The 24,137-nt window shown below is 53.7% G+C and carries 22 protein-coding genes, 5 tRNA genes and 1 pseudogene; 25 read left to right on the top strand and 3 right to left on the bottom strand.

Going from position 1 to position 24,137, the window contains the following annotated elements; all coding sequences use genetic code 11:
* The first annotated feature begins 31 nt into the window (after window positions 1-31).
* From G5574_RS09040 to rpoS, 9 genes and pseudogenes are all read left to right on the top strand, one after another.
* Complete coding sequence (locus tag G5574_RS09040; RefSeq protein WP_006120736.1) at window positions 32-352, top strand: DUF3561 family protein; 321 nt, start codon at window positions 32-34, stop codon at window positions 350-352.
* Window positions 353-521: 169 nt separating this feature from the next.
* Window positions 522-839: a cell division protein FtsB gene (ftsB, locus tag G5574_RS09035; protein ID WP_006120735.1), complete on the top strand. Its 318-nt coding sequence runs from the start codon at window positions 522-524 to the stop codon at window positions 837-839.
* A 3-nt stretch (window positions 840-842) separates the two neighbouring features.
* The gene (ispD, locus tag G5574_RS09030) at window positions 843-1,559 is read left to right on the top strand and encodes a 2-C-methyl-D-erythritol 4-phosphate cytidylyltransferase (protein WP_006120734.1); all 717 of its coding nucleotides are present in this window, start codon (window positions 843-845) and stop codon (window positions 1,557-1,559) included.
* Window positions 1,559-2,041 carry a 2-C-methyl-D-erythritol 2,4-cyclodiphosphate synthase gene (gene ispF / locus G5574_RS09025; protein WP_006120733.1) on the top strand — a complete coding sequence of 161 codons (483 nt, stop codon included), beginning with the start codon at window positions 1,559-1,561 and terminating at the stop codon, window positions 2,039-2,041. Before ispD ends, ispF begins: the two co-directional genes overlap by 1 nt.
* Window positions 2,038-3,077, top strand: a pseudogene (truD, locus tag G5574_RS09020) (tRNA pseudouridine(13) synthase TruD). Before ispF ends, truD begins: the two are co-directional and overlap by 4 nt.
* Window positions 3,078-3,344: 267 nt before the next feature.
* Window positions 3,345-4,106, top strand: coding sequence for a 5'/3'-nucleotidase SurE (surE, locus tag G5574_RS09015; RefSeq protein ID WP_006120731.1), 762 nt, complete (start codon window positions 3,345-3,347; stop codon window positions 4,104-4,106).
* On the top strand, window positions 4,100-4,726 hold the full coding sequence (locus G5574_RS09010; RefSeq protein ID WP_006120730.1) for a protein-L-isoaspartate(D-aspartate) O-methyltransferase: 627 nt from the start codon (window positions 4,100-4,102) through the stop codon (window positions 4,724-4,726). The genes surE and G5574_RS09010 overlap by 7 nt, the downstream gene beginning before the upstream one ends.
* Before the next feature lie 164 nt (window positions 4,727-4,890).
* The gene (gene nlpD / locus G5574_RS09005) at window positions 4,891-6,015 is read left to right on the top strand and encodes a murein hydrolase activator NlpD (protein ID WP_033739535.1); all 1,125 of its coding nucleotides are present in this window, start codon (window positions 4,891-4,893) and stop codon (window positions 6,013-6,015) included.
* 51 nt (window positions 6,016-6,066) lie between these two features.
* The gene (gene rpoS, locus G5574_RS09000; protein WP_164482520.1) at window positions 6,067-7,059 is read left to right on the top strand and encodes an RNA polymerase sigma factor RpoS; all 993 of its coding nucleotides are present in this window, start codon (window positions 6,067-6,069) and stop codon (window positions 7,057-7,059) included.
* Window positions 7,060-7,128: 69 nt separating this feature from the next.
* Here the strand turns inward: rpoS and G5574_RS08995 are convergent, their stop codons facing one another.
* From G5574_RS08995 to mutS, 3 genes are all read right to left on the bottom strand, one after another.
* Entirely contained in the window at window positions 7,129-7,860 is a 732-nt protein-coding gene (locus G5574_RS08995) for a 2-phosphosulfolactate phosphatase (protein WP_033739532.1), read from the bottom strand.
* 48 nt (window positions 7,861-7,908) lie between these two features.
* Complete coding sequence (locus G5574_RS08990) at window positions 7,909-8,382, bottom strand: helix-turn-helix domain-containing protein (protein ID WP_164482519.1); 474 nt, start codon at window positions 8,380-8,382, stop codon at window positions 7,909-7,911.
* Between the two features lie 227 nt (window positions 8,383-8,609).
* Window positions 8,610-11,171, bottom strand: coding sequence for a DNA mismatch repair protein MutS (gene mutS, locus G5574_RS08985; RefSeq protein ID WP_172913447.1), 2,562 nt, complete (start codon window positions 11,169-11,171; stop codon window positions 8,610-8,612).
* A 335-nt stretch (window positions 11,172-11,506) separates the two neighbouring features.
* Between mutS and mltB the strand changes: the two genes are divergently transcribed.
* From mltB to gshA, 16 genes are all read left to right on the top strand, one after another.
* Window positions 11,507-12,595: a lytic murein transglycosylase B gene (gene mltB / locus G5574_RS08980; RefSeq protein ID WP_039338335.1), complete on the top strand. Its 1,089-nt coding sequence runs from the start codon at window positions 11,507-11,509 to the stop codon at window positions 12,593-12,595.
* Window positions 12,596-12,670: 75 nt separating this feature from the next.
* A complete protein-coding gene (locus tag G5574_RS08975) occupies window positions 12,671-13,006 on the top strand; it encodes a zinc ribbon domain-containing protein YjdM (RefSeq protein WP_164482518.1) in 336 nt (111 codons plus the stop codon).
* Between the two features lie 194 nt (window positions 13,007-13,200).
* Window positions 13,201-13,977: a trans-aconitate 2-methyltransferase gene (gene tam, locus G5574_RS08970; protein ID WP_033739528.1), complete on the top strand. Its 777-nt coding sequence runs from the start codon at window positions 13,201-13,203 to the stop codon at window positions 13,975-13,977.
* A gap of 105 nt (window positions 13,978-14,082) precedes the next feature.
* Window positions 14,083-14,577 (top strand): nicotinamide-nucleotide amidase, encoded by a 495-nt coding sequence (gene pncC, locus G5574_RS08965; RefSeq protein WP_006120722.1) that lies wholly within the window; start codon window positions 14,083-14,085, stop codon window positions 14,575-14,577.
* A 95-nt stretch (window positions 14,578-14,672) separates the two neighbouring features.
* Entirely contained in the window at window positions 14,673-15,743 is a 1,071-nt protein-coding gene (gene recA / locus G5574_RS08960) for a recombinase RecA (RefSeq protein WP_006120721.1), read from the top strand.
* A gap of 114 nt (window positions 15,744-15,857) precedes the next feature.
* A complete protein-coding gene (locus G5574_RS08955; protein ID WP_080752857.1) occupies window positions 15,858-16,370 on the top strand; it encodes a regulatory protein RecX in 513 nt (170 codons plus the stop codon).
* Between the two features lie 131 nt (window positions 16,371-16,501).
* A complete protein-coding gene (gene alaS / locus G5574_RS08950) occupies window positions 16,502-19,129 on the top strand; it encodes an alanine--tRNA ligase (RefSeq protein WP_039338333.1) in 2,628 nt (875 codons plus the stop codon).
* A gap of 249 nt (window positions 19,130-19,378) precedes the next feature.
* Window positions 19,379-19,564, top strand: coding sequence for a carbon storage regulator CsrA (gene csrA / locus G5574_RS08945; RefSeq protein WP_006120718.1), 186 nt, complete (start codon window positions 19,379-19,381; stop codon window positions 19,562-19,564).
* 284 nt (window positions 19,565-19,848) lie between these two features.
* Window positions 19,849-19,941: transfer RNA gene (locus G5574_RS08940), tRNA-Ser, on the top strand.
* 8 nt (window positions 19,942-19,949) lie between these two features.
* Window positions 19,950-20,026 (top strand) — tRNA-Arg (locus G5574_RS08935).
* 135 nt (window positions 20,027-20,161) lie between these two features.
* A tRNA-Arg gene (locus G5574_RS08930) sits at window positions 20,162-20,238 on the top strand.
* A 188-nt stretch (window positions 20,239-20,426) separates the two neighbouring features.
* A tRNA-Arg gene (locus G5574_RS08925) sits at window positions 20,427-20,503 on the top strand.
* 187 nt (window positions 20,504-20,690) lie between these two features.
* Window positions 20,691-20,767: transfer RNA gene (locus G5574_RS08920), tRNA-Arg, on the top strand.
* Window positions 20,768-21,380: 613 nt separating this feature from the next.
* The gene (gene yqaB, locus G5574_RS08915) at window positions 21,381-21,947 is read left to right on the top strand and encodes a fructose-1-phosphate/6-phosphogluconate phosphatase (RefSeq protein ID WP_044242548.1); all 567 of its coding nucleotides are present in this window, start codon (window positions 21,381-21,383) and stop codon (window positions 21,945-21,947) included.
* On the top strand, window positions 21,944-22,372 hold the full coding sequence (locus G5574_RS08910) for a YqaA family protein (protein ID WP_006120716.1): 429 nt from the start codon (window positions 21,944-21,946) through the stop codon (window positions 22,370-22,372). The genes yqaB and G5574_RS08910 overlap by 4 nt, the downstream gene beginning before the upstream one ends.
* 31 nt (window positions 22,373-22,403) lie before the next feature.
* Window positions 22,404-24,008, top strand: a complete 1,605-nt coding sequence (gene gshA, locus G5574_RS08905; protein ID WP_058702176.1) for a glutamate--cysteine ligase — start codon at window positions 22,404-22,406, stop codon at window positions 24,006-24,008.
* Window positions 24,009-24,137 lie beyond the last annotated feature (129 nt).

Raw genomic sequence — 24,137 nt, 5'->3', positions numbered from 1 at the left:
GTTTTGCCGCCTTCGCGTTGACAGGATATTTATGCAGAATATAACCCCCATGCTGGCACGCAAAGACTCACGTACGCCTGATGAACCGCGTTCGGTGTTACCGGGTGGTATCATTGGTTTCGTATGTTACTGGTGTGCGCTGGCCATTCCTTTCCTGTTGTACGGCTCCAGTACGCTGTTTTTCTTTCTCTACACGTGGCCCTTTTTCCTGGCGCTGTTTCCGGTTTCCGTCCTGACGGGCATGGTACTGAGTACCTGGCTGCGTGGGCAATGGATATGGACCTCCCTGATATGCGTTATCGCTGTCGCCCTCCAGTTCTGGATACTGTTCCTGTTTCTGTCACGCTGGTAACGGCGTTGATGTCTAAACGCACCAGCAGGTTACAAAAGTTTTCCGGTCTTGTACCTTCTCGTTCTTCTCCTTTTTTTGCTCAGGCGAACGGCATTAGCAGGCATTTTCGTTGCCAGTGTGGAGTCCTGAGTAAAGTTATGGGATGATTGAGCCGTTTTTAGGGGGCGGGATGGGAAAACTGACGTTACTGCTACTGGTGCTGCTTGGCTGGCTGCAATATTCCTTGTGGTTAGGCAAGAATGGTATCCATGATTTTACGCGCGTCAGCGATGACGTGGCGGTACAAAAGGCGACAAACGCCAAACTTAAAATGCGTAACGATCAACTGTTTGCCGAAATTGACGATCTCAATGGCGGCTCTGAAGCGATCGAGGAACGCGCACGCAGTGAATTAGGCATGATTAAGCCGGGTGAAACCTTCTATCGTCTGGTGCCTGACCAGAACAAACGCAACGCGCAACAAGCTGCGCAAAACCAACAACGATAAAACATGAACAATCAGTCCCACTCTGCGGATGTGATTGCCGTGGTGCCCGCTGCCGGTATCGGCAGCCGCATGCAGGCAACCTGTCCCAAACAGTATCTGACGATTGGTCAGCACACACTTCTGGAACACAGTATTGCGCGTCTGTTCTCCCATCCTGCGGTTTCTCAGGTCATCGTCGCGTTAAGCCCTGACGATAATCACTTTGCCCGTTTGCCGCTGGCCAGCGATCCGCGTGTTGTGCGCGTGACCGGCGGCGAAACGCGTGCCGAGTCGGTGCTGGCGGGATTACAGGCGGCGCAGGGCGCGCACTGGGTGTTAGTGCACGATGCCGCGCGCCCGTGTCTGCATCCGGATGATCTGGACCGCCTGCTGCAGTTACCAGGAAAGAGCAAAACGGGTGGCATTCTGGCGGCACCGGTCTGTGACACCATGAAGCGGGGGGAACCCGGCCAGTCAGCGATTGCGCATACGGTCGAACGTGACCATCTGTGGCATGCCCTGACGCCGCAACTTTTTCCCCACGCGCTCCTTACCGCCTGCCTGACCCGCGCCTTGAACGAGGGCGCGATCATTACCGATGAAGCCTCGGCACTGGAATATTGTGGCTACCATCCTGAACTGGTCACAGGTCGCAGCGATAACATTAAAGTTACCCGCCCGGAAGACTTAGCCCTGGCGGCTTTTTATCTTAGTCAGATTCAGTCAAAGGAGAGCGCATGATGCGTATCGGTCACGGTTTTGACGTTCACGCTTTCGGTGGAGAAGGTCCGCTGGTGATTGGCGGTGTGCGAATTCCATTTGAGTATGGTTTTATCGCCCATTCGGATGGCGACGTGGCACTGCATGCTCTGACCGATGCCTTACTGGGCGCGGTGGCAATGGGCGATATAGGCAAGCTGTTCCCGGATACCGATCCGGCGTTCAAAGGCGCAGACAGCCGCGGTTTGCTGCGGGAAGCCTGGCGCCGTATTGCGGCGAAAGGCTATCGCATCGGTAACGTGGACGTCACGATTATCGCTCAGGCACCTAAAATGCTGCCGCATGTACCCCAGATGCGCATCAATATTGCTGAGGATCTGGGTTGCCATATGGACCAGGTGAACGTTAAAGCCACCACGACGGAAAAGCTCGGGTTCACCGGACGCGGCGAAGGCATTGCCTGTGAAGCGGTCGCGTTGCTGCTGAAAACGGAGTCGGCATGACGTTGCAGTACCTCCACGGTGTGCCTGGCGCGACGGGCGTAATTAAAGCCCGCCCGGAAGACTTCGAGGTGAAGGAAGACCTGGGGTATCGCCCTGACGGTGAAGGTGAGCATGTGCTGGTGCGCATTCGTAAAACGGGTGCCAATACGCGTTTTGTTGCCGAAGCCCTGGCAAAATTTATGAAAATTCCTGCCCGCGACCTCAGTTATGCCGGCATGAAAGACCGCCACGCCGTGACCGAGCAAACACTCTGCTTCCGTGTGCCGGGCAATGCGATGCCCAACCTGACAGGCTTTGCATCAGAAGGCGTCGAAATCCTTGAGGTTGTGCGTCATAAGCGCAAGTTGCGCGTCGGCGCGCTGGCCGGAAACGCCTTTCGGTTGACCATACGACAGGTCAGCCAGCGCGATGACGTCGAGGCCCGCCTTAAGCAGATTCGAGAACGCGGTGTGCCTAATTACTTTGGCGAGCAACGCTTTGGGCGCAACGGCAACAATCTGCAGACGGCGTTGAAACTGTCGCGTCAGGAAATCCAGATACGTGACCGCAATAAACGTGGCCTGATGCTCTCTGCTGCACGCAGTGCGTTATTCAATCAGGTCACCAGTCTGCGTTTGCAGCAGCAGGGTAGCCTGACTCAGGTCATGAACGGGGATGCATTGCAGCTTACCGGGCGTGGCAGTTGGTTTGTCGCCCAGCCCGAGGAAAGGGAGGCGTTGCAGGCGCGCGTGGATCAGCAAGCGCTGCGTATCACGGCACCCTTACCCGGAAAAGGCGAGGCGGGCCACAGGGCGACGCGCTGGCGTTCGAAGAGCACTGTCTGGCGGATGCGGTAGAACTGCGCGCGCTGCTGGTGCGTGAACGGGTGGAGGCCAGCCGGCGTGCCATGCTGGTGGTGCCGCGCGATTTGCACTGGCAGTGGCTGGATGACGCCACCCTGACGTTGCAGTTCTGGTTACCGGCGGGCAGCTTTGCCACCAGCGTGGTCAGAGAGCTGGTCATCACTGACGACACAGCGGATTTACCTGACGAATAAGCCACGTCCTCACCTGGCCAGTCGCGCGGGTGAGGGACGCGCTGGCGTACACGATGGGCTGCGTAGCAGGGGGCCAGCATCGCACGAAATCTTTCCTTTCAAGCAAATGTGTTACCTTTTTCCTGCCTGTGCGTTTTATTTTCGTCTACCACTTCCTCTCGCTCACCGCTAGAATGCAAAAGTCGCTGTCCAGTCATAACCTGTTGCCATGCTTCAAAACAGGTCCTTATTACGGCGACCCGGTTGAACAGAAAAGGTCAGAATTAAATGCGGATATTGCTCAGCAACGATGATGGCATCCATGCGCCTGGTATTCAGACGCTGGCAAAGGCTTTGCGTCAATTTGCCGAGGTGCAGGTGGTGGCACCGGATCGCAATCGCAGTGGTGCCTCCAACTCATTGACGCTGGAAACCCCGTTGCGCACCTTTACCCATGAAAACGGGGACATTGCGGTGCAAATGGGCACGCCCACCGATTGCGTGTATTTGGGCGTAAACGCGCTGATGCAACCCCGACCCGATATTGTGGTCTCGGGGATCAATGCCGGCCCCAATCTGGGTGATGACGTTATCTATTCCGGCACGGTGGCCGCGGCCATGGAGGGACGTCATCTGGGTTTGCCCGCCATTGCGGTTTCGCTCAATGGTCACGAGCACTATGCCACTGCGGCGGCGGTAACCTGTGCGCTGCTAAAAGCGCTGAGTCGTGAGCCGCTGCGCACCGGACGCATACTGAACATCAATGTGCCCGATCTGCCGCTGGCGGAGGTGAAAGGCATTCGCGTGACGCGCTGTGGCAGTCGGCATCCGGCCGATCAGGTGATTGCCCAAACCGATCCGCGCGGCAATCCGCTGTACTGGATAGGACCACCGGGCGAAAAACTGGATGCCGGCCCTGATACTGATTTTGCCGCCGTGGATGAAGGTTATGTGTCCGTCACCGCGCTGCATGTTGATCTCACCGCGCACAAGGCTCAGGACGTGCTGAGTCGCTGGCTGGATAACGCTGAGGTAAACCTGGTATGGTGAGTCGGCGTATCGAGACACTGTTGGCGCAACTGCGTCAACAGGGGATTCATGACGAACACCTGTTAAAAGCCATCGCCGACGTGCCGCGTGAGCGCTTTATCGATGAGGCCTTTGAGCACAAAGCCTGGGATAACATGGCGCTCCCCATCGGCTCAGGCCAGACGATTTCACAGCCCTATATGGTGGCGCGGATGACCGCCCTGCTGGAGCTCGATGTGCACTCGCGTGTTCTGGAAATCGGGACCGGTTCTGGTTATCAGACCGCGATTCTGGCTCATCTGGTTGAGCATGTTTACTCTGTCGAACGCATCAAAGGTCTGCAGTGGCATGCAAAGCGCCGTCTGAAACAGCTCGATTTACATAACGTCTCTACCCGCCACGGTGATGGCTGGCAGGGCTGGCCCTCGCGCGGGCCTTTCGATGCCATTATTGTGACGGCGGCGCCCCCCGAAATTCCGACTGCGCTGATAGCACAACTGGCAGAAGGTGGCATTATGGTGCTACCTGTCGGTGAAGAGCAGCAGGTGCTTAAACGCCTGCGCCGACGTGGCGGTGAAATCACCGAGGAAACGATTGAGCCGGTGCGTTTCGTCCCGCTGGTTCAGGGCGATCTGGCCTGATGACCGTGTTAGCATTTCTTAATAACTGTTTCATGGCACACGGTAGTTGATATTGTTACTATCCAGTCAGTTCAACGAAAATACAGCGTTTAACGTGCCACACAGTGTAATGTGCTGGTGAAAAGAGAAAGTCAGTTTTTAAAGGTTGCCACCACGGGGGATTAATGAGCACGGGAAGCACAATTTTTCAGTTACGCCGTCTGGCGGCGCTTTCACTGGTAAGTTTTTGGCTGGCAGGCTGTAGTTCAGGCGACAATACACAAGCGCCAATAAGTAATATCGGCGACGGCAGCAGCATGAATGATAACGGTAATATGGCCAGCACTGGTACTGCGCCTGTTGCCAGTGGTGTGCCGACGATGCCATCGCAGGGCGGCATGTTAAGCCGAAATACGCCTGTGCCGCAGAATAAGCCGGGAATCATTAGTACCGGTAATAATACAAGTAATGAAGTTGAAACCCAGAACGGGCGAATTGTGTACAACAGAAGTTATCAGAATATTCCTAAAGGAAGCTATTCTGGACAAACGTACACCGTAAAACGCGGCGATACCCTCTTCTATATTGCCTGGATTACCGGCAATGACTTCCGCGATCTGGCGCAGCGCAACAACGTACAGCCACCGTACAGCCTAAATGTTGGGCAAACCTTGCAGGTCGACAACGGCTCCGGCCAGCCTATTACCGGGGGCAACGCGATTACCGCGGCGGATGCATCACAAAGCGGCATCGTCACCGCACCACAAATAAAACAGGCCCCTGTTGCACAGCAGCCTGTTATTACGTATTCTGATGATTCAGGTAACTCGAATGGCAGTAAATTGTTGCCTTCGAAGGGAGCAAATGTTGCAACGACAACAGCTCCAGCCGTTACCGCACCACCGACGGTGAGCAGTACAACAAACAGTTCAACGCCTGTTGGAAGCTGGCGTTGGCCGACCGAAGGTAAGATCATCGATAACTTCTCTGCCACCGAGGGTGGTAACAAAGGGATCGATATCGCAGGTTCGCGCGGACAGCCGGTTGTGGCCACTGCTTCAGGAAGGGTGGTTTATGCAGGCAACGCGCTTCGTGGTTACGGTAATTTAATCATCATCAAACACAATGATGATTACCTGAGTGCCTACGCCCACAACGATACAATGCTGGTCCGGGAACAACAGGAAGTTAAGGCTGGGCAAAAGATCGCTACCATGGGTAGCACCGGAACCAGTTCAGTTAGATTACACTTTGAAATTCGTTACAAGGGGAAATCCGTAAACCCGTTGCGTTATTTACCGCAGCGATAATCCGGCAGAGTCCTCTGGAGTCTGCCTTGGAATCACGGGTAGGAGCCACTTATGAGCCAGAATACGCTGAAAGTAAACGAGTTACATGAGAATGCGGAATTCGAAGAGAATGGAGCAGAAATTTTTGATGAGAAGGCGCTCGTCGAAAATGACTCTGGCGACAATGATGTAGCAGAAGAGGAGTTGCTGGCGCAGGGTGCGACGCAACGTGTCCTTGACGCTACTCAGCTCTATCTTGGGGAGATTGGCTATTCTCCATTGCTGACGGCCGAGGAAGAGGTACTCTTCGCTCGCCGGGCATTACGAGGTGATATTCCTTCTCGTCGCCGCATGATCGAAAGTAACTTACGACTGGTGGTGAAGATTGCACGACGTTACAGCAATCGCGGTCTGGCCCTGCTGGACCTGATTGAGGAAGGTAACCTCGGCTTGATTCGCGCCGTTGAGAAATTTGATCCAGAACGTGGATTCCGTTTCTCAACGTATGCCACCTGGTGGATTCGTCAGACCATTGAACGGGCAATCATGAACCAGACCCGGACAATTCGTTTGCCTATCCACATTGTGAAAGAATTGAACGTTTATCTGCGTACTGCGCGTGAACTTTCTCACAAGCTCGACCACGAGCCGAGTGCGGAAGAGATTGCAGAACAACTGGATAAACAGGTTGATGACGTAAGCCGTATGTTGCGTCTCAACGAACGTATTACCTCAGTTGATACTCCTTTAGGGGGCGATTCTGAGAAAGCGCTGCTGGATATCCTGGCCGATGAAAAAGACAACGGCCCAGAAGATACCACGCAAGACGACGATATGAAGCAAAGTATCGTTAAATGGCTGTTCGAACTGAACGCCAAGCAGCGCGAAGTGCTGGCTCGTCGTTTCGGCCTGTTGGGCTATGAAGCGGCAACGCTTGAGGATGTTGGCCGTGAGATCGGTTTAACCCGCGAGCGTGTGCGCCAGATTCAGGTTGAAGGTTTGCGCCGTCTGCGCGAAATCCTGCAAGGTCAGGGCCTCAGCATTGAAGCACTGTTCCGCGAATAAGCTGAACACGGCACGTCAACAGAAAGCGATGGGTAACCCCCATCGCTTTTTTTTGTCTGTTATTTACGCTTAAGCCTGTCCGGCAAAATACTCCCCTGTCAGAAAACAGGGCTGACGGGCGGCATCTTTTGTCAGGCAAAGTGTCACATCGTCCGGAAAGCCTCTTTGTATCAGCTCGACTGCGGACGCGCAGTGAAACAGTGCCGCGAAATTCTGGGACTGATGAGCGTGCCAGGCGGCGACAGCGGTCTGCGCTTCAGGTGAAAGCGTGCGTTGTGCCAGCGCGGCAATGATTCCCCCCGCTACCACATAATCCTCAATACAGGGGCGTAGGCTCCCGTCTGGCCAACGTTCGCCACAGGGGACAATCAGAATACGGCTGAAGGCGCGGCAGGCTTCGGCCGTTGCGGTCAGGTTTCTCAGGCAGCCTGTCAGCACGGGGACGCCCCGTTCCCGCGCCCTGAAGCAGGTTGCGGAGCCATTAGGGGAGGGCAGCACCAGTTTTTCATCCGGACGAACACTGAGTAACGTTCGCGGTGACAGACTGTAGCCCTCGCCACTGAATCGCCTGTCGCTGTTAGCCGCGATGGCACCGACGGACTGCGCATACTGCGTGACAGAGTGATCTTTCCAGGGATAAGGATAGACGCGCGCCCCGTTCTCCACTGCCACGCTGACACAGGTAGAAAAGGACATCACGTCAATAATCACGATGATATCCACGTCCCCGGCAAGATGATCAATGGCCGGGATCCCCCATTCCAGACGAACAGCAAACGCGTCCTGACGATACCAGTTCATAGGCTTTTCCCGCAGTGTGGTGTAACAGCGATGTGCAACCGGCGGAAGTTAGCCCTGTCTGCGCAATAATTTTTGCAGCCGTTTTTGCTGCCAGCGGCGGATCTCATCCTTAAATATAAACAGACGCAATGCTCTGACGAGCAGTAAGGCGCCCCAAATGGCGGCGACCCAGAGTGACCAGCGGTCATTGGGCGCCGTAAAGTGGTTCAGGACATACAGCAATGCGCATACCACCACAGCGCTAAACAGAGAACGGTAAAACCGGCTCTCGGCAGCCAGCTGCTGGCGGGCGTCAGAAATGTAGCTGTCCAGCGCTTCACCGTTATTCGCAGGGGCATCGGTCAGATCGGTCACGTTAATCTCAAACACGGCCGCCAGTGCGCTCAATGTTTCCAGGCTGGGCGGATCGCCGTTTTCGATGCGCTGTATGGTTCGGGTGCTGAGGCCGGCCATTTCAGCCAGCTGTTCCTGTGACCAGGCACGTGCCAGACGATATTCTCTGACGTTGTTCAGGTTACGCATAATGAGTCTCCGAAAGAGTAAACAATCGGTTTGCAGCATCGCCGGTAAGTGTCGACAGAAACACGATCGCAGCACGACAGGCACACGACAGCATTATGACACCGCTTTATCAGCCTGTAATCGTGTAAAGCGGTAGCAGAAGGATGCGCCAGCAGGGATAAAGAAAGCGGGCGCAGAGAAACGCGTAACGGGAAGTCCGTAGCCGCCCCGCGAAAGGGCGGCCGTCATCAGACCAGTGCTTTAAGGCGGTAAATCCAGTCCAGCGCCTGGCGCGGTGTCAGCGTATCGGGATCCAGTGCTTCCAGCGCTTCTACGGCGGGAGACGTTTCTTCCACCAGCAACGGCAACTGCGAGCCGTCAACGTTTGACGTTGCGGATTGACTGGAAACCGTTTCGAGCTCTTTCAGCTTATTACGCGCGCGTTTAATCACCTCTTTTGGCACGCCAGCCAGCGCGGCCACGGCCAGCCCGTAGCTTTTACTGGCGGCACCGTCCTGCACACTGTGCATGAACGCAATTGTATCGCCATGTTCTACCGCATCCAGGTGAACGTTAACCACGCCTTCCAGTTTCTCAGGCAGGGTCGTCAGTTCAAAGTAGTGCGTTGCAAACAGGGTCATCGCTTTGATTCGGTTCGCCAGATTTTCCGCACAAGCCCAGGCAAGCGACAAGCCGTCATACGTAGAGGTGCCGCGGCCGATTTCATCCATCAGGACCAGGCTGTTTTCTGTCGCGTTGTGCAGAATATTGGCCGTTTCCGTCATTTCGACCATAAATGTCGAGCGGCCGGAGGCCAGATCATCTGCTGCGCCCACACGGGTGAAGATACGATCCAGTGGACCAATGACCACTTCTTCGGCGGGAACGAAACTGCCGATCCAGGCCATCAGCGCGATTAACGCAGCCTGACGCATATAGGTACTTTTACCGCCCATATTCGGGCCTGTGATGATCAACATGCGGCGTTGTGGTGCCAGCGAGAGCGGGTTGGCGATAAAAGGTTCTTTCAGGACCTGCTCCACTACCGGATGGCGGCCGGCGGTGATTTTAATCCCGGGCTTGTCGTGCAGCGTGGGACGGCAGTAGTTTAGCGTCCATGCGCGTTCCGCGAGGTTACTCAGTACATCCAGTTCGGCCAGCGCCGCCGCACTTAACTGTAACGCTTCAAGGTGCGGCAGCAGCAGATCAAACAGGCCTTCATACAGGCTTTTCTCCAGCGCCAGCGCTTTGCCTTTTGACGTCAGGACCTTGTCTTCATACTCCTTCAGCTCGGGAATGATATAGCGTTCAGCATTCTTAAGAGTCTGACGGCGGACATAGTGAATAGGCACCTGATGGCTCTGACCCCGGCTGACCTGAATGTAATAACCGTGCACGCCGTTAAAACCGACTTTCAGGCTGTCCAGACCGAGTTTTTCACGTTCGCGGATCTCCAGGCGATCCAGATAATCCGTCGCGCCATCCGCCAGGGCGCGCCACTCGTCCAGCTCAGCGTGATAACCCGGGGCGATCACCCCGCCATCTCTGATTAATACCGGTGGGGATTCGACAACGGCCTGCTCAAGCAGTGTGCGCAGGTCGCTAAAGTCACCTATCTGGGTACGCAGGGTTTTCAGGTGGGCGGACCCGGCGTTTGCCAGCAGATCGTTGAGTTCCGGCAACTGCTGAAACGCATGGCGCATGCGCGCCAGATCGCGTGGACGCGCCGTGCGTAGCGCCAGGCGGGCCAGAATACGCTCCAAATCACCAACCTGGCGCAGAACGGGCTGAAGCACGTCGCTCAGCGCCTGCAGCTCGGCGATTGATTCCTGTCGTTTCGCGATGACGCTGCTGTCACGCAACGGCATATGCAGCCAGCGTTTTAGCATCCGGCTGCCCATTGGCGTGACGGTTTTATCCAGCACCGCGGCTAAGGTGTTCTCGGTACCGCCCGCAAGGTTTTGGGTAATTTCAAGATTACGTCGGGTGGCGGCATCCATGATGATGCTGTCCTGCTGACGTTCCATGCTGATGGCGCGGATATGTGGCAGGCTGGTCCGTTGGGTATCTTTGACATACTGCAGCAGACAACCCGCCGCGCGCAGGCCAAGATGGGCCTGCTCCACACCAAAACCGTTTAAATCCCGCGTACCAAACTGCAAAGTAAGCTGCTGACGCGCGGTATCAATTTCAAATTCCCACAAGGGACGACGGCGCAGACCACGACGCTGATCGATGAGCGACATCGGCGAAAAATCTTCCGGATAAAGGAGTTCGGCAGGATTGGTTCGCTGCAGTTCGGCCGCCATGGTTTCCAGATCCATGGGCTCACTCAGACGAAACCGGCCTGAACTGATATCCAGCGTGGCATAACCATAGCCGCGCGCACCGTGCACCACAGCGGCCAGCAGGTTATCCTGCCGCTCCTGCAAGAGTGCCTCATCACTGATCGTGCCTGGGGTAACAATGCGGACGACCTTACGTTCGACCGGCCCTTTGCTGAGCGCCGGGTCGCCAATTTGTTCACAGATGGCGACCGACTCACCGAGTTGCACCAGCCTCGCCAGATAATTTTCAACCGCATGATGGGGGACACCGGCCATAGGGATCGGTTCGCCCGCCGAGGCACCGCGCTTGGTTAAGGAAATGTCTAATAACTGAGAGGCGCGTTTCGCATCGTCGTAAAACAGCTCATAGAAATCGCCCATGCGATAAAACAGCAGGATGTCAGGATGCTCGGCCTTGAGGCGTAAATACTGCTGCATCATTGGCGTATGGGTGCTCAAGTCCATTTGCTCTGCTTTTTTCATCTCATCTTTACTCAAGGTTGACTCTTCCTTTTGCCCGTCACGGTCAAGGCGGTGGTTTAACAGAGAGACAGACAGGGATGTCTGTACCGTGCAGGAATCTTACCAGTTTACGGCTTCTGCATCATCAGGGTTGCCACGGCGAGTCATGAACTTAACAAAGCCGCGGGGTGACAGAAAGCGCGTCAGTAAAGGGAGGCCTCAGCGTTCGGGCCACTTCACAAAACGTGCCGATGCAGCGGTAAAAAAAGCGATTTTTTATACGATCACGTTTGTATGTCTTCCTGCTGAACGATTAACATTAACATCCCTGGTCTGGCTTGTTATATGGATATCCAATGCGTTCTAAGCTTGCTCTTCTTCCGCTTTTTGCCCTGCTTGCCGCCTGTAGCAGTAAGCCACACTCTTCGCAGCCGCAGCCTCCTGCGGAACTGATTGCGCCGAAAGGCGGATTTTTACTGGAACCCGCACATGCGGTTCAACCGATGTTTGGTGATTTCGCCAGTAATCCTGTTGCAGAACAATTTATTGATAAAATGGTGGCGAAGCACGGCTTTGACCGTCAGCAACTCCACGCCATCATCGGCCAGGCAAAACGACTGGATTATGTCCTGCGTCTGATGGATCGCCAGGCTCCCTCGTATACACCACCAAGTGGGCCTAACGGGGCCTGGATCCGCTATCGCGATAAGTTTATTACGCCGGATAACGTACAAAATGGCGTGGCGTTCTGGAATCAATATCAGGATGCTCTGCAGCGCGCGCAGCAGGTCTATGGCGTTCCTCCGGAAATTATCGTCGGCATTATTGGCGTCGAAACGCGCTGGGGCCGTGTTATGGGCAAAACCCGTATTCTGGATGCACTGGCTACGCTCTCCTTTGATTATCCACGCCGTTCTGCCTATTTCAGCAGCGAACTGGAAACCTTTTTGCTGATGGCGCGTGATGAAAAAGACGATCCGCTCGATCTCAAAGGATCGTTTGCCGGTGCGATGGGCTATGGCCAGTTCATGCCATCGTCCTACAAAGCTTACGCTGTCGACTTCAATGGTGATGGCCATATTAATTTATGGGATCCGGTCGATGCGATAGGCAGCGTCGCGCACTATTTTCAGCAGAATGGCTGGCGTCCTGGCGAGAATGTGGCCGTGCCGGCCAGCGGCCAGGCACCGATGCTGGAGAATGGCTTTAAGACCCGTTACAGCGTCAGTACGCTGGCCGCATCAGGACTTTCTCCCCAGGGTCCGCTGGACGGCAATGATCAGGTCAGCCTGCTGCGGCTGGATTTAGGCACCAGTTATCAGTACTGGTACGGTTTACCTAACTTCTATGCGATTACGCGTTATAACAACAGCACGCATTATGCGATGGCTGTGTGGCAGTTGGGTGAAGCGGTCAGCAAGGCGCGCAAGGGCTCGCTGTTTTAATACTACCCTTATTAACTGTAAGGCTATATGATGGCGGCCCTGTATTTTGTGCCGCCGTTATTATCTGGAGTCGTTATGTCTTTACCTGCTTGTCCCGTTTGCCAGGCTGATTACACCTGGCAGGATGCTGAGAACCTAAACTGTCCGTCATGTGGTCATATCTGGACGCAAGCTGAAGGCAGCGACAGCGCTCAGGAACAGGTCGTTCGCGATGCTAACGGCAATATACTGGTAGATGGCGACAGCGTAACGGTTGTCAAGGATCTCAAGGTGAAGGGCAGCTCTTCTGTGCTGAAGATTGGCACCCGCGTAAAGAGTATCCGGCTGGTAGAAGGCGACCACAATATCGATTGTAAAATTGACGGATTCGGTCCGATGAAGCTGAAGTCTGAATTTGTCAAAAAGAACTGATGGTATTGGGCGCCCAGCGCGCCCGATTCTACGTGTCCTCACGTCGTCCTGATGCGTTACCGGTACTCACCGGCCCTGCCACAATCCGTTCACAGCTCCCCGGACATTATCCCTTTTGTTGCCTGAACGGGCACTTTATGCGTATTTATACGTCTATGTTCTGTGTGTCCGGAGCGCATGAGAGGTGAAACGTTATGCAAGACTGGGATCCCACGCTGTATCGCAAGTTCGAAGCCGAAAGAACACGACCGGCTCAGGAATTACTGTCCAGAATCAGGGTTGAAGATGTCCGTTTCGTTACCGATCTGGGGTGCGGCCCCGGCAACAGTACCGAACTGCTTGTCGACGCCTGGCCACAGGCGCAGATTACGGGCCTCGACAGTTCTGCTGCCATGCTGGAGCAGGCGCGTGAACGTCTACCACAATGCGCATTTATTCAGGCTGATATCGCCACCTGGCAGGCCGCGATTCCACAGCAGGTTATCTATGCGAATGCCTCGCTACAGTGGCTGGGCGGCCATTCCTCGCTCTTACCACATCTCGTAAATCAGCTGGCACCCGGCGGTACGCTGGCCGTCCAGATGCCTGATAATCTGGATGAGCCTTCACATCAGTTAATGCGAGATGTGGCCACTTCCGGGCCCTGGCGTGACAAAATCAGCGCGCAGGCGGCCGAGCGCAAGCGATTACCTTCAACTGAACACTATTACGATGTGCTGACAACGGCCGGGTGTGCCGTTGATATCTGGCGGACCACCTATTATCACGTTATGGATAATGCCCAGGCCATCATCCACTGGTTGAAAGCCACCGGGCTGCGTCCGTTTCTTGCGCCACTTAGCGTATCTGAACAGGAACAGTTTCTGGCCGCCTATCACCAGTGCCTCATGACCGCGTATCCGGCGCGGCAGGACGGCAAGGTCTTACTGGCGTTTCCCCGGCTTTTCATGGTGGCGACACGTAATCGCTAAAATATCTGGATAGTCACACGCAATTTCTGCATTGCTTTACCCCAGGCGCTTGAAAAAGGGCAGGGCTTGCACCATGTTCAGTACTCGTTGACAGGGAGCGACAAAATGAATGATTCGCAGTTGCAGACGTTGAGTGCGCAGATTGGTGAGGCGCTGAAGCAGCGTAATGCTACGGTGACCTGCGCCGAATCCTGCACCGGCGGCTGGATCGCCAAGGTGTTTACGGACATCAGTGGAAGCTCGGCCTGGTTTGAACGGGGATTCGTGACCTACAGTAATGAAGCCAAGCAGGAATTAGTCGGCGTCAGTGCCGCCTCACTGGCGCAATCTGGCGCGGTCAGTGAAGCCGTAGTGCGCGAAATGGCTGTCGGTGCCCGGCAGCAGGCGCGGGCCGATTACGCCATTTCCGTGAGCGGCATTGCTGGCCCGGAGGGGGGCAGTGAAGACAAACCCGTGGGAACGGTGTGGTTTGGCTTTGCCGGCCCCGACGATATTGTCATGGCTTTTCGCCAGCAGTTTGACGGTGACCGTGATGCGGTGCGCCGTCAGTCGGTTGCCTGGGCGCTGCAGACATTGGCCAGTAAATTTCTGAAAAATTAAACTTGATACTGTATGACTATACAGTATAATTATTCGCAACAAAAAGTGCACAGGCACCATGTGTGCGTGTTTACCCGGCATGATTAGGAGTAGAAATGGCAATTGATGAAAACAAACAGAAGGCTTTAGCTGCCGCGCTCGGCCAGATTGAGAAGCAATTTGGTAAAGGCTCCATCATGCGCTTGGGTGAAGACCGCTCAATGGATGTGGAAACCATCTCAACAGGCTCCCTGTCACTGGATATCGCATTAGGTGCGGGTGGATTGCCGATGGGCCGTATCGTCGAGATCTACGGTCCTGAAGCCTCGGGTAAAACCACGCTGACGCTGCAGGTGATTGCCGCCGCACAGCGTAAAGGTAAAACTTGTGCCTTTATCGATGCTGAACACGCACTGGATCCGGTCTACGCCAAGAAACTGGGCGTTGATATCGATAACCTGCTGTGTTCACAGCCCGATACGGGTGAACAGGCGCTGGAAATCTGTGACGCGCTGGCGCGCTCCGGTGCCGTTGACGTGATTATCGTCGACTCCGTTGCTGCCCTGACACCAAAAGCCGAAATTGAAGGCGAAATCGGTGACTCACATATGGGCCTGGCGGCGCGTATGATGAGCCAGGCGATGCGTAAGCTGGCCGGTAACCTGAAACAGTCGAATACGCTGCTGATCTTCATCAACCAGATTCGTATGAAAATTGGTGTGATGTTCGGTAACCCGGAAACCACTACCGGCGGTAACGCACTGAAGTTCTACGCGTCAGTTCGCCTTGATATCCGCCGTATTGGCGCCATCAAAGAGGGTGATAACGTCGTCGGTAGTGAAACCCGCGTTAAAGTGGTTAAGAACAAAATTGCTGCGCCCTTTAAGCAGGCTGAGTTCCAGATCATGTATGGCGAAGGGATCAACACCTTCGGTGAGCTGGTAGACCTCGGTGTGAAGCACAAGCTGATTGAAAAAGCGGGTGCCTGGTACAGCTATAAAGGCGATAAAATTGGTCAGGGTAAGGCAAACGCCAGCAACTTCCTCAAGGAAAATGCGGCTGTCGCGAACGAAATTGACCTGAAACTGCGCGACATGTTGCTCAACGGCGCTGAGCAAAACGACGCAGCGGACTTCTCCGCTGACGACGTTGAGAATGCAGCCAGCGAAGCAAACGAAGACTATTAATGCCTGAAACGGGAGCAGAGAAATCTGCTCCCGTTTGACGTTAACCTCTCACTTGCCTTTCCTCTTTCCTCCTCTGCCTCCATACTCTCTTTCCGTTTGTTAAAGGTGCGCAGTATGTCTGAACAACCTCAGCCACACGTTATCTCTTTTTCACGCCTGCTCGATCGGGCAATGCGCCTGCTGGGTCAGCGCGATCACAGTCGCGAAGAGCTCAAACAAAAACTGCAGTTATCTGCCCAGCGCAGTGCGTGGATAAAACAAAAAGAACCTGAAATTATCACTCCCGAGCTGTTGGAAAGGGTCATCAACTGGTGCAGCGAAAATGGTTGGCTGAACGATGAGCGCTTCACAGAGCGATTTATTCAGAGCCGCAGCCGTAAAGGCTTTGGCCCACAACGGATCCGGCTGGAGCTGGGGCAAAAGGGCATAAGCCGTGATGCGATTGATCTCGCCATGGAAGAGACGGAGATCGACTGGTCAGCCTGCGCAGCGGAACTGGCAGAAAAGAAATTTGGCCATCCGTTGCCGACCGAATGGAAAGAAAAAGCAAAAGTGCAACGCTATCTGCATGCAAAAGGCTTTCTGAGTGAAGATATACAGCAGGTTTTCAGAAATTTTGACGACTAAAGGCCGATGTGATTTTACTTCCCTCCGAAGAATATTTATCTTACCCCTTTTGGTTCCTTAAGCTTGCTGCCGTGATAACGCGGTACGCCTGATAAAGAAGGACCTTTCGTTAGCGTGATTCCAGGATATATATGAGCAAGAGCACTGCTGAGATCCGTCAAGCGTTTCTCGACTTTTTCAATAGTAAGGGACATCAGGTTGTAGCAAGCAGCTCCCTGGTACCGAACAACGATCCGACGTTACTGTTTACTAACGCCGGAATGAACCAGTTTAAAGATGTGTTTCTCGGTCAGGACAAGCGTGACTATACCCGCGCCACCACGTCGCAGCGTTGCGTTCGTGCGGGCGGGAAGCATAACGACCTTGAAAACGTCGGTTACACCGCACGCCATCACACCTTTTTTGAAATGCTGGGCAACTTCAGCTTCGGCGACTATTTCAAAAAAGAAGCCATTGCCTATGCCTGGGAACTGCTGACCGGTGACCAATGGTTCAGGCTGCCGAAAGAGCGCCTTTGGGTTACTGTCTATGAAACCGATGACGAAGCGTTCGACATCTGGGCCAATGATATTGGTGTTCCGCGCGAACGTATTATCCGTATTGGCGACAACAAAGGCAGTGCTTACGCGTCAGATAACTTCTGGCAGATGGGGGACACGGGTCCTTGTGGTCCCTGCACCGAGATTTTCTACGATCATGGCGATCATATCTGGGGCGGACCGCCAGGCAGTCCTGAAGAGGACGGCGATCGTTACATCGAAATCTGGAACATCGTCTTCATGCAGTTTAACCGTCAGGCGGATGGCACCATGCTGCCATTACCTAAGCCGTCGGTAGATACCGGAATGGGGCTGGAACGCATCACGGCGGTCCTGCAACATGTGAATTCCAACTATGAAATCGATCTGTTCCAGAAGCTGATTAACGCGGTTGCTGAGGTCACTGGTGCGACCGATCTGAGCAATAAGTCGTTGCGCGTTATTGCCGATCATATCCGCTCCTGTGCATTCCTGATTGCGGATGGCGTGATCCCGTCGAACGAAAACCGCGGTTATGTTCTGCGCCGTATCATTCGTCGTGCAGTGCGTCACGGCAACATGTTGGGTGCGAAAGAGGCGTTCTTCTACAAACTGGTTGCGCCACTGATTGAGGTGATGGGGGCGGCTGGCGAAGAGCTGCAGCGCCAACAGGCTCAGGTTGAAAATGTTCTGAAGAGCGAAGAAGAGCAGTTTGCGAAAACGCTGGAGCGTGGCCTGGCCCTGCTTGATGACGAACTGGCTAAACTGAAAGGCGATACGCTGGATGGTGAAACTGTCTTCCGTTTGTACGATACCTTTGGTTTTCCTGCCGATTTAACGGCCGATGTCTGCCGTGAGCGTAATCTCAAAATTGACGAAGCCGGTTTTGAAAAAGCCATGGAACAACAGCGTCAACGGGCCCGTGAAGCCAGCGGCTTCGGCGCTGACTACAGCAATGTCATCCGCACAGATGCGGCCTCATCCTTTAAAGGCTATGACCAACTGGACCTGGCCGCGACGGTGAAAGGGCTGTTCGTCGCAGGTGAAGCGGTTGACGTCGTTTCGGCAGGGCAGGATGCGGTGGTAGTGCTGGATGAAACGCCTTTCTATGGCGAGTCGGGTGGTCAGGTTGGCGATACCGGTGTGCTGAAAGGCAATAACGTTGAATTCCAGGTTCAGGATACGCAGAAATATGGCCAGGCAATTGGGCATATTGGCAAAGTGAGCAGCGGTCAGCTGCGCATTGGCGACCGCGTGGAGGCGGTGGTTGATGAAGCACGTCGTGCACGTATCCGTCTGAATCACTCCGCAACGCACTTAATGCATGCTGCCTTGCGTCAGGTGCTGGGTGAGCACGTCGCACAGAAAGGCTCTCTGGTTAACGATAAATACCTGCGTTTTGACTTCTCTCATTTTGAGGCCATGAAACCTCAGGAGATTCGTCAGGTCGAAGATATTGTGAACGCGCAAATCCGTCGCAACTTACCGGTAGAAACCGACGTGATGGATCTTGAGGCGGCGAAGGCGAAAGGCGCAATGGCGCTGTTTGGCGAAAAATATGACCAACGCGTGCGTGTACTGACCATGGGCGATTTCTCTGTCGAACTCTGTGGTGGTACGCACGCTGCACGTACGGGGGATATTGGTCTGTTCCGTATTCAGGCTGAATCGGGTAGCGCAGCCGGTATTCGCCGCATTGAAGCGGTCACGGGTGAAGCAGCACTTGCGCAGGTTTATGCCCAGAGCAGTCAGTTACAGGACATTGCTCAGTTGGTGAAAGCCAACAGCAGTAACCTGAACGACAAAGTGCGTGGGCTGGTTGATCACGTGCGGTCGCTGGAAAAAGAATTACAGCAGTTGCGCGATCAGCAGGCGGCGCAGGAAAGTGCCCAGCTTGGCAACAACGCCATTGATGTGAAAGGCGCGAAGCTGCTGGTGACAGAGCTCAGTAACACCGATCCGAAAATGTTGCGCACTATGGTTGATGATCTTAAAAATCAGCTGGGTTCAGCCATCATTGTTCTGGCCACTGTCGCTGAGGGCAAAGTGTCATTGATTGCTGGCGTAACAAAAGATCTTACCGACCGCGTAAAAGCGGGAGAGCTGATTGCTGAACTTGCCCCGAAAGTGGGCGGGAAAGGCGGTGGTCGACCTGATATGGCGCAGGCAGGTGGCAGTGATGCTACGGCACTGAAAGGTGCGCTGGCAGGTGTTGAAGGATGGGTTTCGAGCCGTCTGTGATGAAATAAAATAATTCATCGTAGCAAGCGTCAGAACTGGTGTTCCGGCGCTTTTTAATACGGTGTTAAATTTGCTAGTGACAAAGTCGGGTTGATGTAGCGTATTTCGGCTAAACTATTTATCAGCAGAATGTATTGGCGCGTTGATGTGCAATGGTGTATTTCTCATAACCTGTGTACAGCGTTAAGTGATGGATAACGCCGGGAAGCTGTATGAGCCCGACTCTTTTAATCTTTCAAGGAGCAAAGAATGCTTATTCTAACTCGTCGAGTTGGTGAAACCCTCATGATTGGCGATGAGGTGACTGTAACGGTGCTGGGCGTCAAAGGTAACCAGGTCCGTATTGGTGTTAACGCACCCAAAGAAGTGTCTGTGCATCGCGAAGAGATTTACCAGCGCATCCAGGCCGAAAAAACGCAACAAACTAACGTCTGACAGATTCTGCGTCTCGCACCTGTGCGAGACGCTCCCCTTTTTCCTCCCGCCGCTTAATTTCCTTTTTTCTGTTTATCGCCCATTTTTGTTAACTTCATCATCTTTCATTGTTGATTATTCACCCTTTTTGCCGTCATTTTGTCCCAATTGCCTGTCATTTGTGCAAACAGAAAAAACCTTCCGAAAAATTGTTTGACTTATAAGTCCGGGAAAGTAATATGTGCGCCACGCAGTGCCGATGAGCGGAAACAAAGTTCAGAAGCACAGTTCGGAAGAACGCGTAAGGTGAGGTGGCCGAGAGGCTGAAGGCGCTCCCCTGCTAAGGGAGTATACGGTCAAAAGCTGTATCGAGGGTTCGAATCCCTCCCTCACCGCCATTTCCGATGCATCCGTAGCTCAGCTGGATAGAGTACTCGGCTACGAACCGAGCGGTCGGAGGTTCGAATCCTCCCGGATGCACCATATCGTTGAATATGGACACGTTGATGCAAGGCTACGCGCCAGCAGAGAACGGTATCGGAACAGAGTTGTAAAGTGAATTAGCAATTCCTTCATGGTGAGTCGTTAGCACCCTGCGTTGTACAAGAATTTCATAATGCATCCGTAGCTCAGCTGGATAGAGTACTCGGCTACGAACCGAGCGGTCGGAGGTTCGAATCCTCCCGGATGCACCATACTTTCCAGTATGGACGTGTGTTCCTGGTCTGTAAGACATTTAATCTGTCAGTCAGAACCAGGGAGGATAACGTTGCGACAGCAACAGCCCGAAGGGTAAGGCGCCAGCCGAATCATCCTCCCGGATACACCATTCTTCGTATTATCCCCAGGTTGATTTCTGCCGTTCCATAAAAGATTTCTAAATGCATCCGTAGCTCAGCTGGATAGAGTACTCGGCTACGAACCGAGCGGTCGGAGGTTCGAATCCTCCCGGATGCACCATACTTTCCAGTATGGACGTGTGTTCCTGGTCTGTAAGACATTTAATCTGTCAGTCAGAACCAGTGAGGATAACGTTGCAACAGCAACGGCCCGAAGGGTAAGGCGCCAGCCGAATCATCCTCCCGGATGCACCATTCTTCGTATTATCCCCAGACTGGCTTCTGCCGTCCCATAAAGCTTTCTAAATGCATCCGTAGCTCAGCTGGATAGAGTACTCGGCTACGAACCGAGCGGTCGGAGGTTCGAATCCTCCCGGATGCACCATACTTTTCAGTACGAACATGTGTTCCTGGTCTGTAAGCCATTCAGTCTGTCAGTCAGAACCAGCGTTGCGTCAGCAACGGCCCGAAAGGTAAGGCGCGAGCCGAATCATCCTCCTGGTGTATCGCGATTAATCTTCAAACGCCTTCTCTCTGCGCCCCACCTGACAGTCCACACAACCTCGCCACGCGTGCTAAACGCAAAAGCAAGGATTGGCGTCGTGTATTTCATTCAACGCCTTCCTGGTGCAGCAGGTGCGTAACAGCCAGCCTTACCGTCGCAATCCAGAACGCCAACTTAACTGTTTTAGTCATAAACATAGTATTGAATTCCTCTCGATCAGGCTGATTTTGTAAGGAATATCGTGTTTATCGCGACGTAAACTTTCTGTCCCGGATGGCAGGCACTTCGGCTTTCTTAACATAATGCTTACGTTCTGCTTTCCTGCTAAAACCATTGGAAATTCGAAGGGTTACAGGCTTTCCATCACGATCACCTTTATCTGAAAACTAAAATAGCTAATGCTTTCAAAGCATTTGCTGTTCATCCCGCCTGGCGACAACCTACGCACATTCAGCTAAAGTAGTGGCTCATTTGTTGGAGGTCCTCTGTGACAATCTACGATCAATACGACGCCCTGATTTTCGATATGGACGGGACTATTCTTGATACAGAACCGACACATCGAAAAGCGTGGCGTCAGGTGCTGACGCGTTATGGCTTAACGTTTGATGAAGCGCGCATGATGGATTTCAATGGTGCGCCATCATGGCGGCTGGCGCAGCTAATTGTCGAAACCAATAACGCCGATCACGATCCTTATCTGCTTGCCGCAGAAAAAACGGCGGCAGTGAAAGCGATGCTGCTGGAAAATGTCCAGCCGCTTCCGTTAATGGACGTCGTTAAGGCTTATCACGGACGTCGACCACTGGCTGTTGGCACCGGTAGCCAGCACGCCATGGCAGATGCACTTCTTAATCATCTGGGTGTCAGAGATCTCTTCTCGGCGGTGGTTGGGGCGGATGACGTCGAGCATCACAAACCGGAGCCCGAGACGTTCCTGCGCTGTGCGGCATTACTGGGCGTTGAACCGGCGCGTTGTGTGGTATTTGAAGACGCAGATTTTGGCGTACAGGCAGCGAAAGCCGCAGGTATGGCCGTGGTTGATGTCCGTCTGCTGTGAGCGAGACGCTGGCATATCTGTCTTTATTGAGCAGCAGCTTTCTTAGTGCGACGCTACTTCCGGGTAGTTCAGAGGCGCTGTTGGTTGCATTGCTGATCGCGAAAAGCGCATCAGTTTACGGGTTGATTGGAGTCGCATCGTTAGGGAATACCCTGGGTGGCTTGACCAACATAATTTTGGGTCGCTTATTGCCGTTAAAACGTCAGGGGCGATGGCATGAAACAGCAATGGCATGGTTGCAGCGGCTTGGGCCGGCGGCTTTGTTATTGAGTTGGTTGCCGGTAGTGGGTGATTTGCTCTGCGTGCTTGCAGGCTGGTTGCGTTTTGCCTGGCTACCCACTGTGCTGTTTCTGGCGATTGGCAAAACTCTGCGTTACATCGTTATTGCGACCGCCACATTACAGGGCATGGAATGGTGGCATTGATTCGTACAGATTCGGGGCTAGGGTTAACACTATGCTGAACAAAAATAAATTATTCACACAGCCGGAGGTTAATGTGATCCCCGACGTATCAAAAGCGTTATCCTGGCTGGAGGCGCATCCTGATGCATTAAAAGGCATTGGTCGTGGCATCGAACGTGAAACGTTGCGCGTGCAGCCGGATGGACATCTTGCAACGACTGCGCATCCTGCGTCGCTCGGATCGGCGCTTAAGCATGACTGGATCACCACTGACTTTGCTGAGACGCTGTTGGAGTTCATTACCCCAGTCGATCACAGCATTGAGCATATGCTGGCGTTTTTGCGCGATGTCCACCGCCATGTTGCGGATGAGCTCGGTGACGAACGCATGTGGCCTTTCAGCATGCCTTGCCTGATTGAGGACGCCGATAAGATTACGCTGGCGCAGTATGGCACATCGAATATTGGTCGGATGAAAACGCTGTATCGCCAGGGGCTTAAAAACCGCTATGGTGCGCTGATGCAAACCATCTCCGGCATTCACTATAATTTCTCTCTGCCGCTGTCGTTCTGGCAGGCATGGGCAGACGTAAAAGATTACGAAAGTGGTAAAGAGACGATTTCTGCGGGCTATCTGCGCCTGATTCGTAACTATTATCGCTTTGGCTGGGTCATTCCTTATTTGTTTGGCGCATCGCCCGCTATCTGCTCCAGCTTCCTGCAGGGCAAAGAAAGCGCACTGCCGTTTAAACACGATGACAAAGGCACGCTGTGGCTGCCTTACGCGACATCGTTACGTCTGAGCGACCTGGGTTACACCAACAAGTCACAAAGCGCATTGGGCATTACCTTTAATTCCCTTGAGGGTTACGTCAGCGCACTGAAAAAAGCGATTAAAACGCCTTCAGAAGACTTTGTGAAGATGGGCACCCGGGATGCTGAGGGCAACTGGTTACAGCTAAATACCAACGTATTGCAGATTGAAAATGAACTCTATGCGCCGATTCGTCCGAAACGCGTTACCCGTTCCGGAGAAGCTCCATCAGATGCGTTGTTACGGGGTGGCATTGAGTACATTGAAGTGCGTTCCATGGACATTAATCCCTTCTCACCTGTTGGTGTGGATGAGAATCAGGTCCGCTTCCTCGATCTGTTCCTGATCTGGTGCACGCTGGCAGACGCGCCTGAAATGAGCGCTGATGAATTACAATGTAGCCGGCAGAACTGGAACCGCGTGGTGCTAGAAGGACGTAAGCCTGACCTGAAGATTGCGGTAGGATGTGGTGAGGCGGAATATTCACTGCGCGAGGTGGGCAAAACCTTGTTCGCCGACCTGCGCCGCGTCGCAGAAGCGCTGGACAGTAATCAGGGCACCACTGAATATCAGCAGGTCTGCGATGAACTGGTAGCATCCTTTGACGATCCTGAGCTAACCTATTCGGCACGTATTCTGAATGCCATGAAAGAACACGGCGTAACGGGCACGGGGATTATGCTGGCGGAACAGTATCGTCAGCTGCTGGTTAATGAGCCGCTGGAAGTGTTAAAGCCAGAAGACTTTGCGCAACAGGCGCAGGCATCTGTTGCAGCGCAACAGCAGCTCGAAGCGAGTGATACGCTGGATTTTGAAACCTATCTGGCCAGCCGGGAAGGGTAGAAAAGAAAAAGGCCACATCACTGTGGCCAAATTAACATCTCTGTTGTCAGGGATGGATGATAACAAATGCGCGTCTTTCATATATTCAGACGCTGGGCGATCGGAAAAGTTTCATCGTTCATAAAAAAT

This window comes from Pantoea stewartii, from assembly GCF_011044475.1.
Lineage (GTDB): Bacteria > Pseudomonadota > Gammaproteobacteria > Enterobacterales > Enterobacteriaceae > Pantoea > Pantoea stewartii.
The sequence above is the reverse complement of the archived record's forward strand: the minus strand, read 5'-3'. Positions and strand labels throughout refer to the sequence as shown.

What these genes read in the sequence shown, in the direction of transcription:
- G5574_RS09040 (WP_006120736.1), top strand. Translation starts at nt 32, where the DNA reads ATGCAGAATATAACCCCCATGCTGGCACGCAAAGACTCACGTACGCCT.
- ftsB (WP_006120735.1), top strand. Translation starts at nt 522, where the DNA reads ATGGGAAAACTGACGTTACTGCTACTGGTGCTGCTTGGCTGGCTGCAA.
- ispD (WP_006120734.1), top strand. Translation starts at nt 843, where the DNA reads ATGAACAATCAGTCCCACTCTGCGGATGTGATTGCCGTGGTGCCCGCT.
- ispF (WP_006120733.1), top strand. Translation starts at nt 1,559, where the DNA reads ATGCGTATCGGTCACGGTTTTGACGTTCACGCTTTCGGTGGAGAAGGT.
- surE (WP_006120731.1), top strand. Translation starts at nt 3,345, where the DNA reads ATGCGGATATTGCTCAGCAACGATGATGGCATCCATGCGCCTGGTATT.
- G5574_RS09010 (WP_006120730.1), top strand. Translation starts at nt 4,100, where the DNA reads ATGGTGAGTCGGCGTATCGAGACACTGTTGGCGCAACTGCGTCAACAG.
- nlpD (WP_033739535.1), top strand. Translation starts at nt 4,891, where the DNA reads ATGAGCACGGGAAGCACAATTTTTCAGTTACGCCGTCTGGCGGCGCTT.
- rpoS (WP_164482520.1), top strand. Translation starts at nt 6,067, where the DNA reads ATGAGCCAGAATACGCTGAAAGTAAACGAGTTACATGAGAATGCGGAA.
- G5574_RS08995 (WP_033739532.1), bottom strand. Translation starts at nt 7,860, where the DNA reads ATGAACTGGTATCGTCAGGACGCGTTTGCTGTTCGTCTGGAATGGGGG.
- G5574_RS08990 (WP_164482519.1), bottom strand. Translation starts at nt 8,382, where the DNA reads ATGCGTAACCTGAACAACGTCAGAGAATATCGTCTGGCACGTGCCTGG.
- mutS (WP_172913447.1), bottom strand. Translation starts at nt 11,171, where the DNA reads ATGAAAAAAGCAGAGCAAATGGACTTGAGCACCCATACGCCAATGATG.
- mltB (WP_039338335.1), top strand. Translation starts at nt 11,507, where the DNA reads ATGCGTTCTAAGCTTGCTCTTCTTCCGCTTTTTGCCCTGCTTGCCGCC.
- G5574_RS08975 (WP_164482518.1), top strand. Translation starts at nt 12,671, where the DNA reads ATGTCTTTACCTGCTTGTCCCGTTTGCCAGGCTGATTACACCTGGCAG.
- tam (WP_033739528.1), top strand. Translation starts at nt 13,201, where the DNA reads ATGCAAGACTGGGATCCCACGCTGTATCGCAAGTTCGAAGCCGAAAGA.
- pncC (WP_006120722.1), top strand. Translation starts at nt 14,083, where the DNA reads ATGAATGATTCGCAGTTGCAGACGTTGAGTGCGCAGATTGGTGAGGCG.
- recA (WP_006120721.1), top strand. Translation starts at nt 14,673, where the DNA reads ATGGCAATTGATGAAAACAAACAGAAGGCTTTAGCTGCCGCGCTCGGC.
- G5574_RS08955 (WP_080752857.1), top strand. Translation starts at nt 15,858, where the DNA reads ATGTCTGAACAACCTCAGCCACACGTTATCTCTTTTTCACGCCTGCTC.
- alaS (WP_039338333.1), top strand. Translation starts at nt 16,502, where the DNA reads ATGAGCAAGAGCACTGCTGAGATCCGTCAAGCGTTTCTCGACTTTTTC.
- csrA (WP_006120718.1), top strand. Translation starts at nt 19,379, where the DNA reads ATGCTTATTCTAACTCGTCGAGTTGGTGAAACCCTCATGATTGGCGAT.
- gshA (WP_058702176.1), top strand. Translation starts at nt 22,404, where the DNA reads ATGCTGAACAAAAATAAATTATTCACACAGCCGGAGGTTAATGTGATC.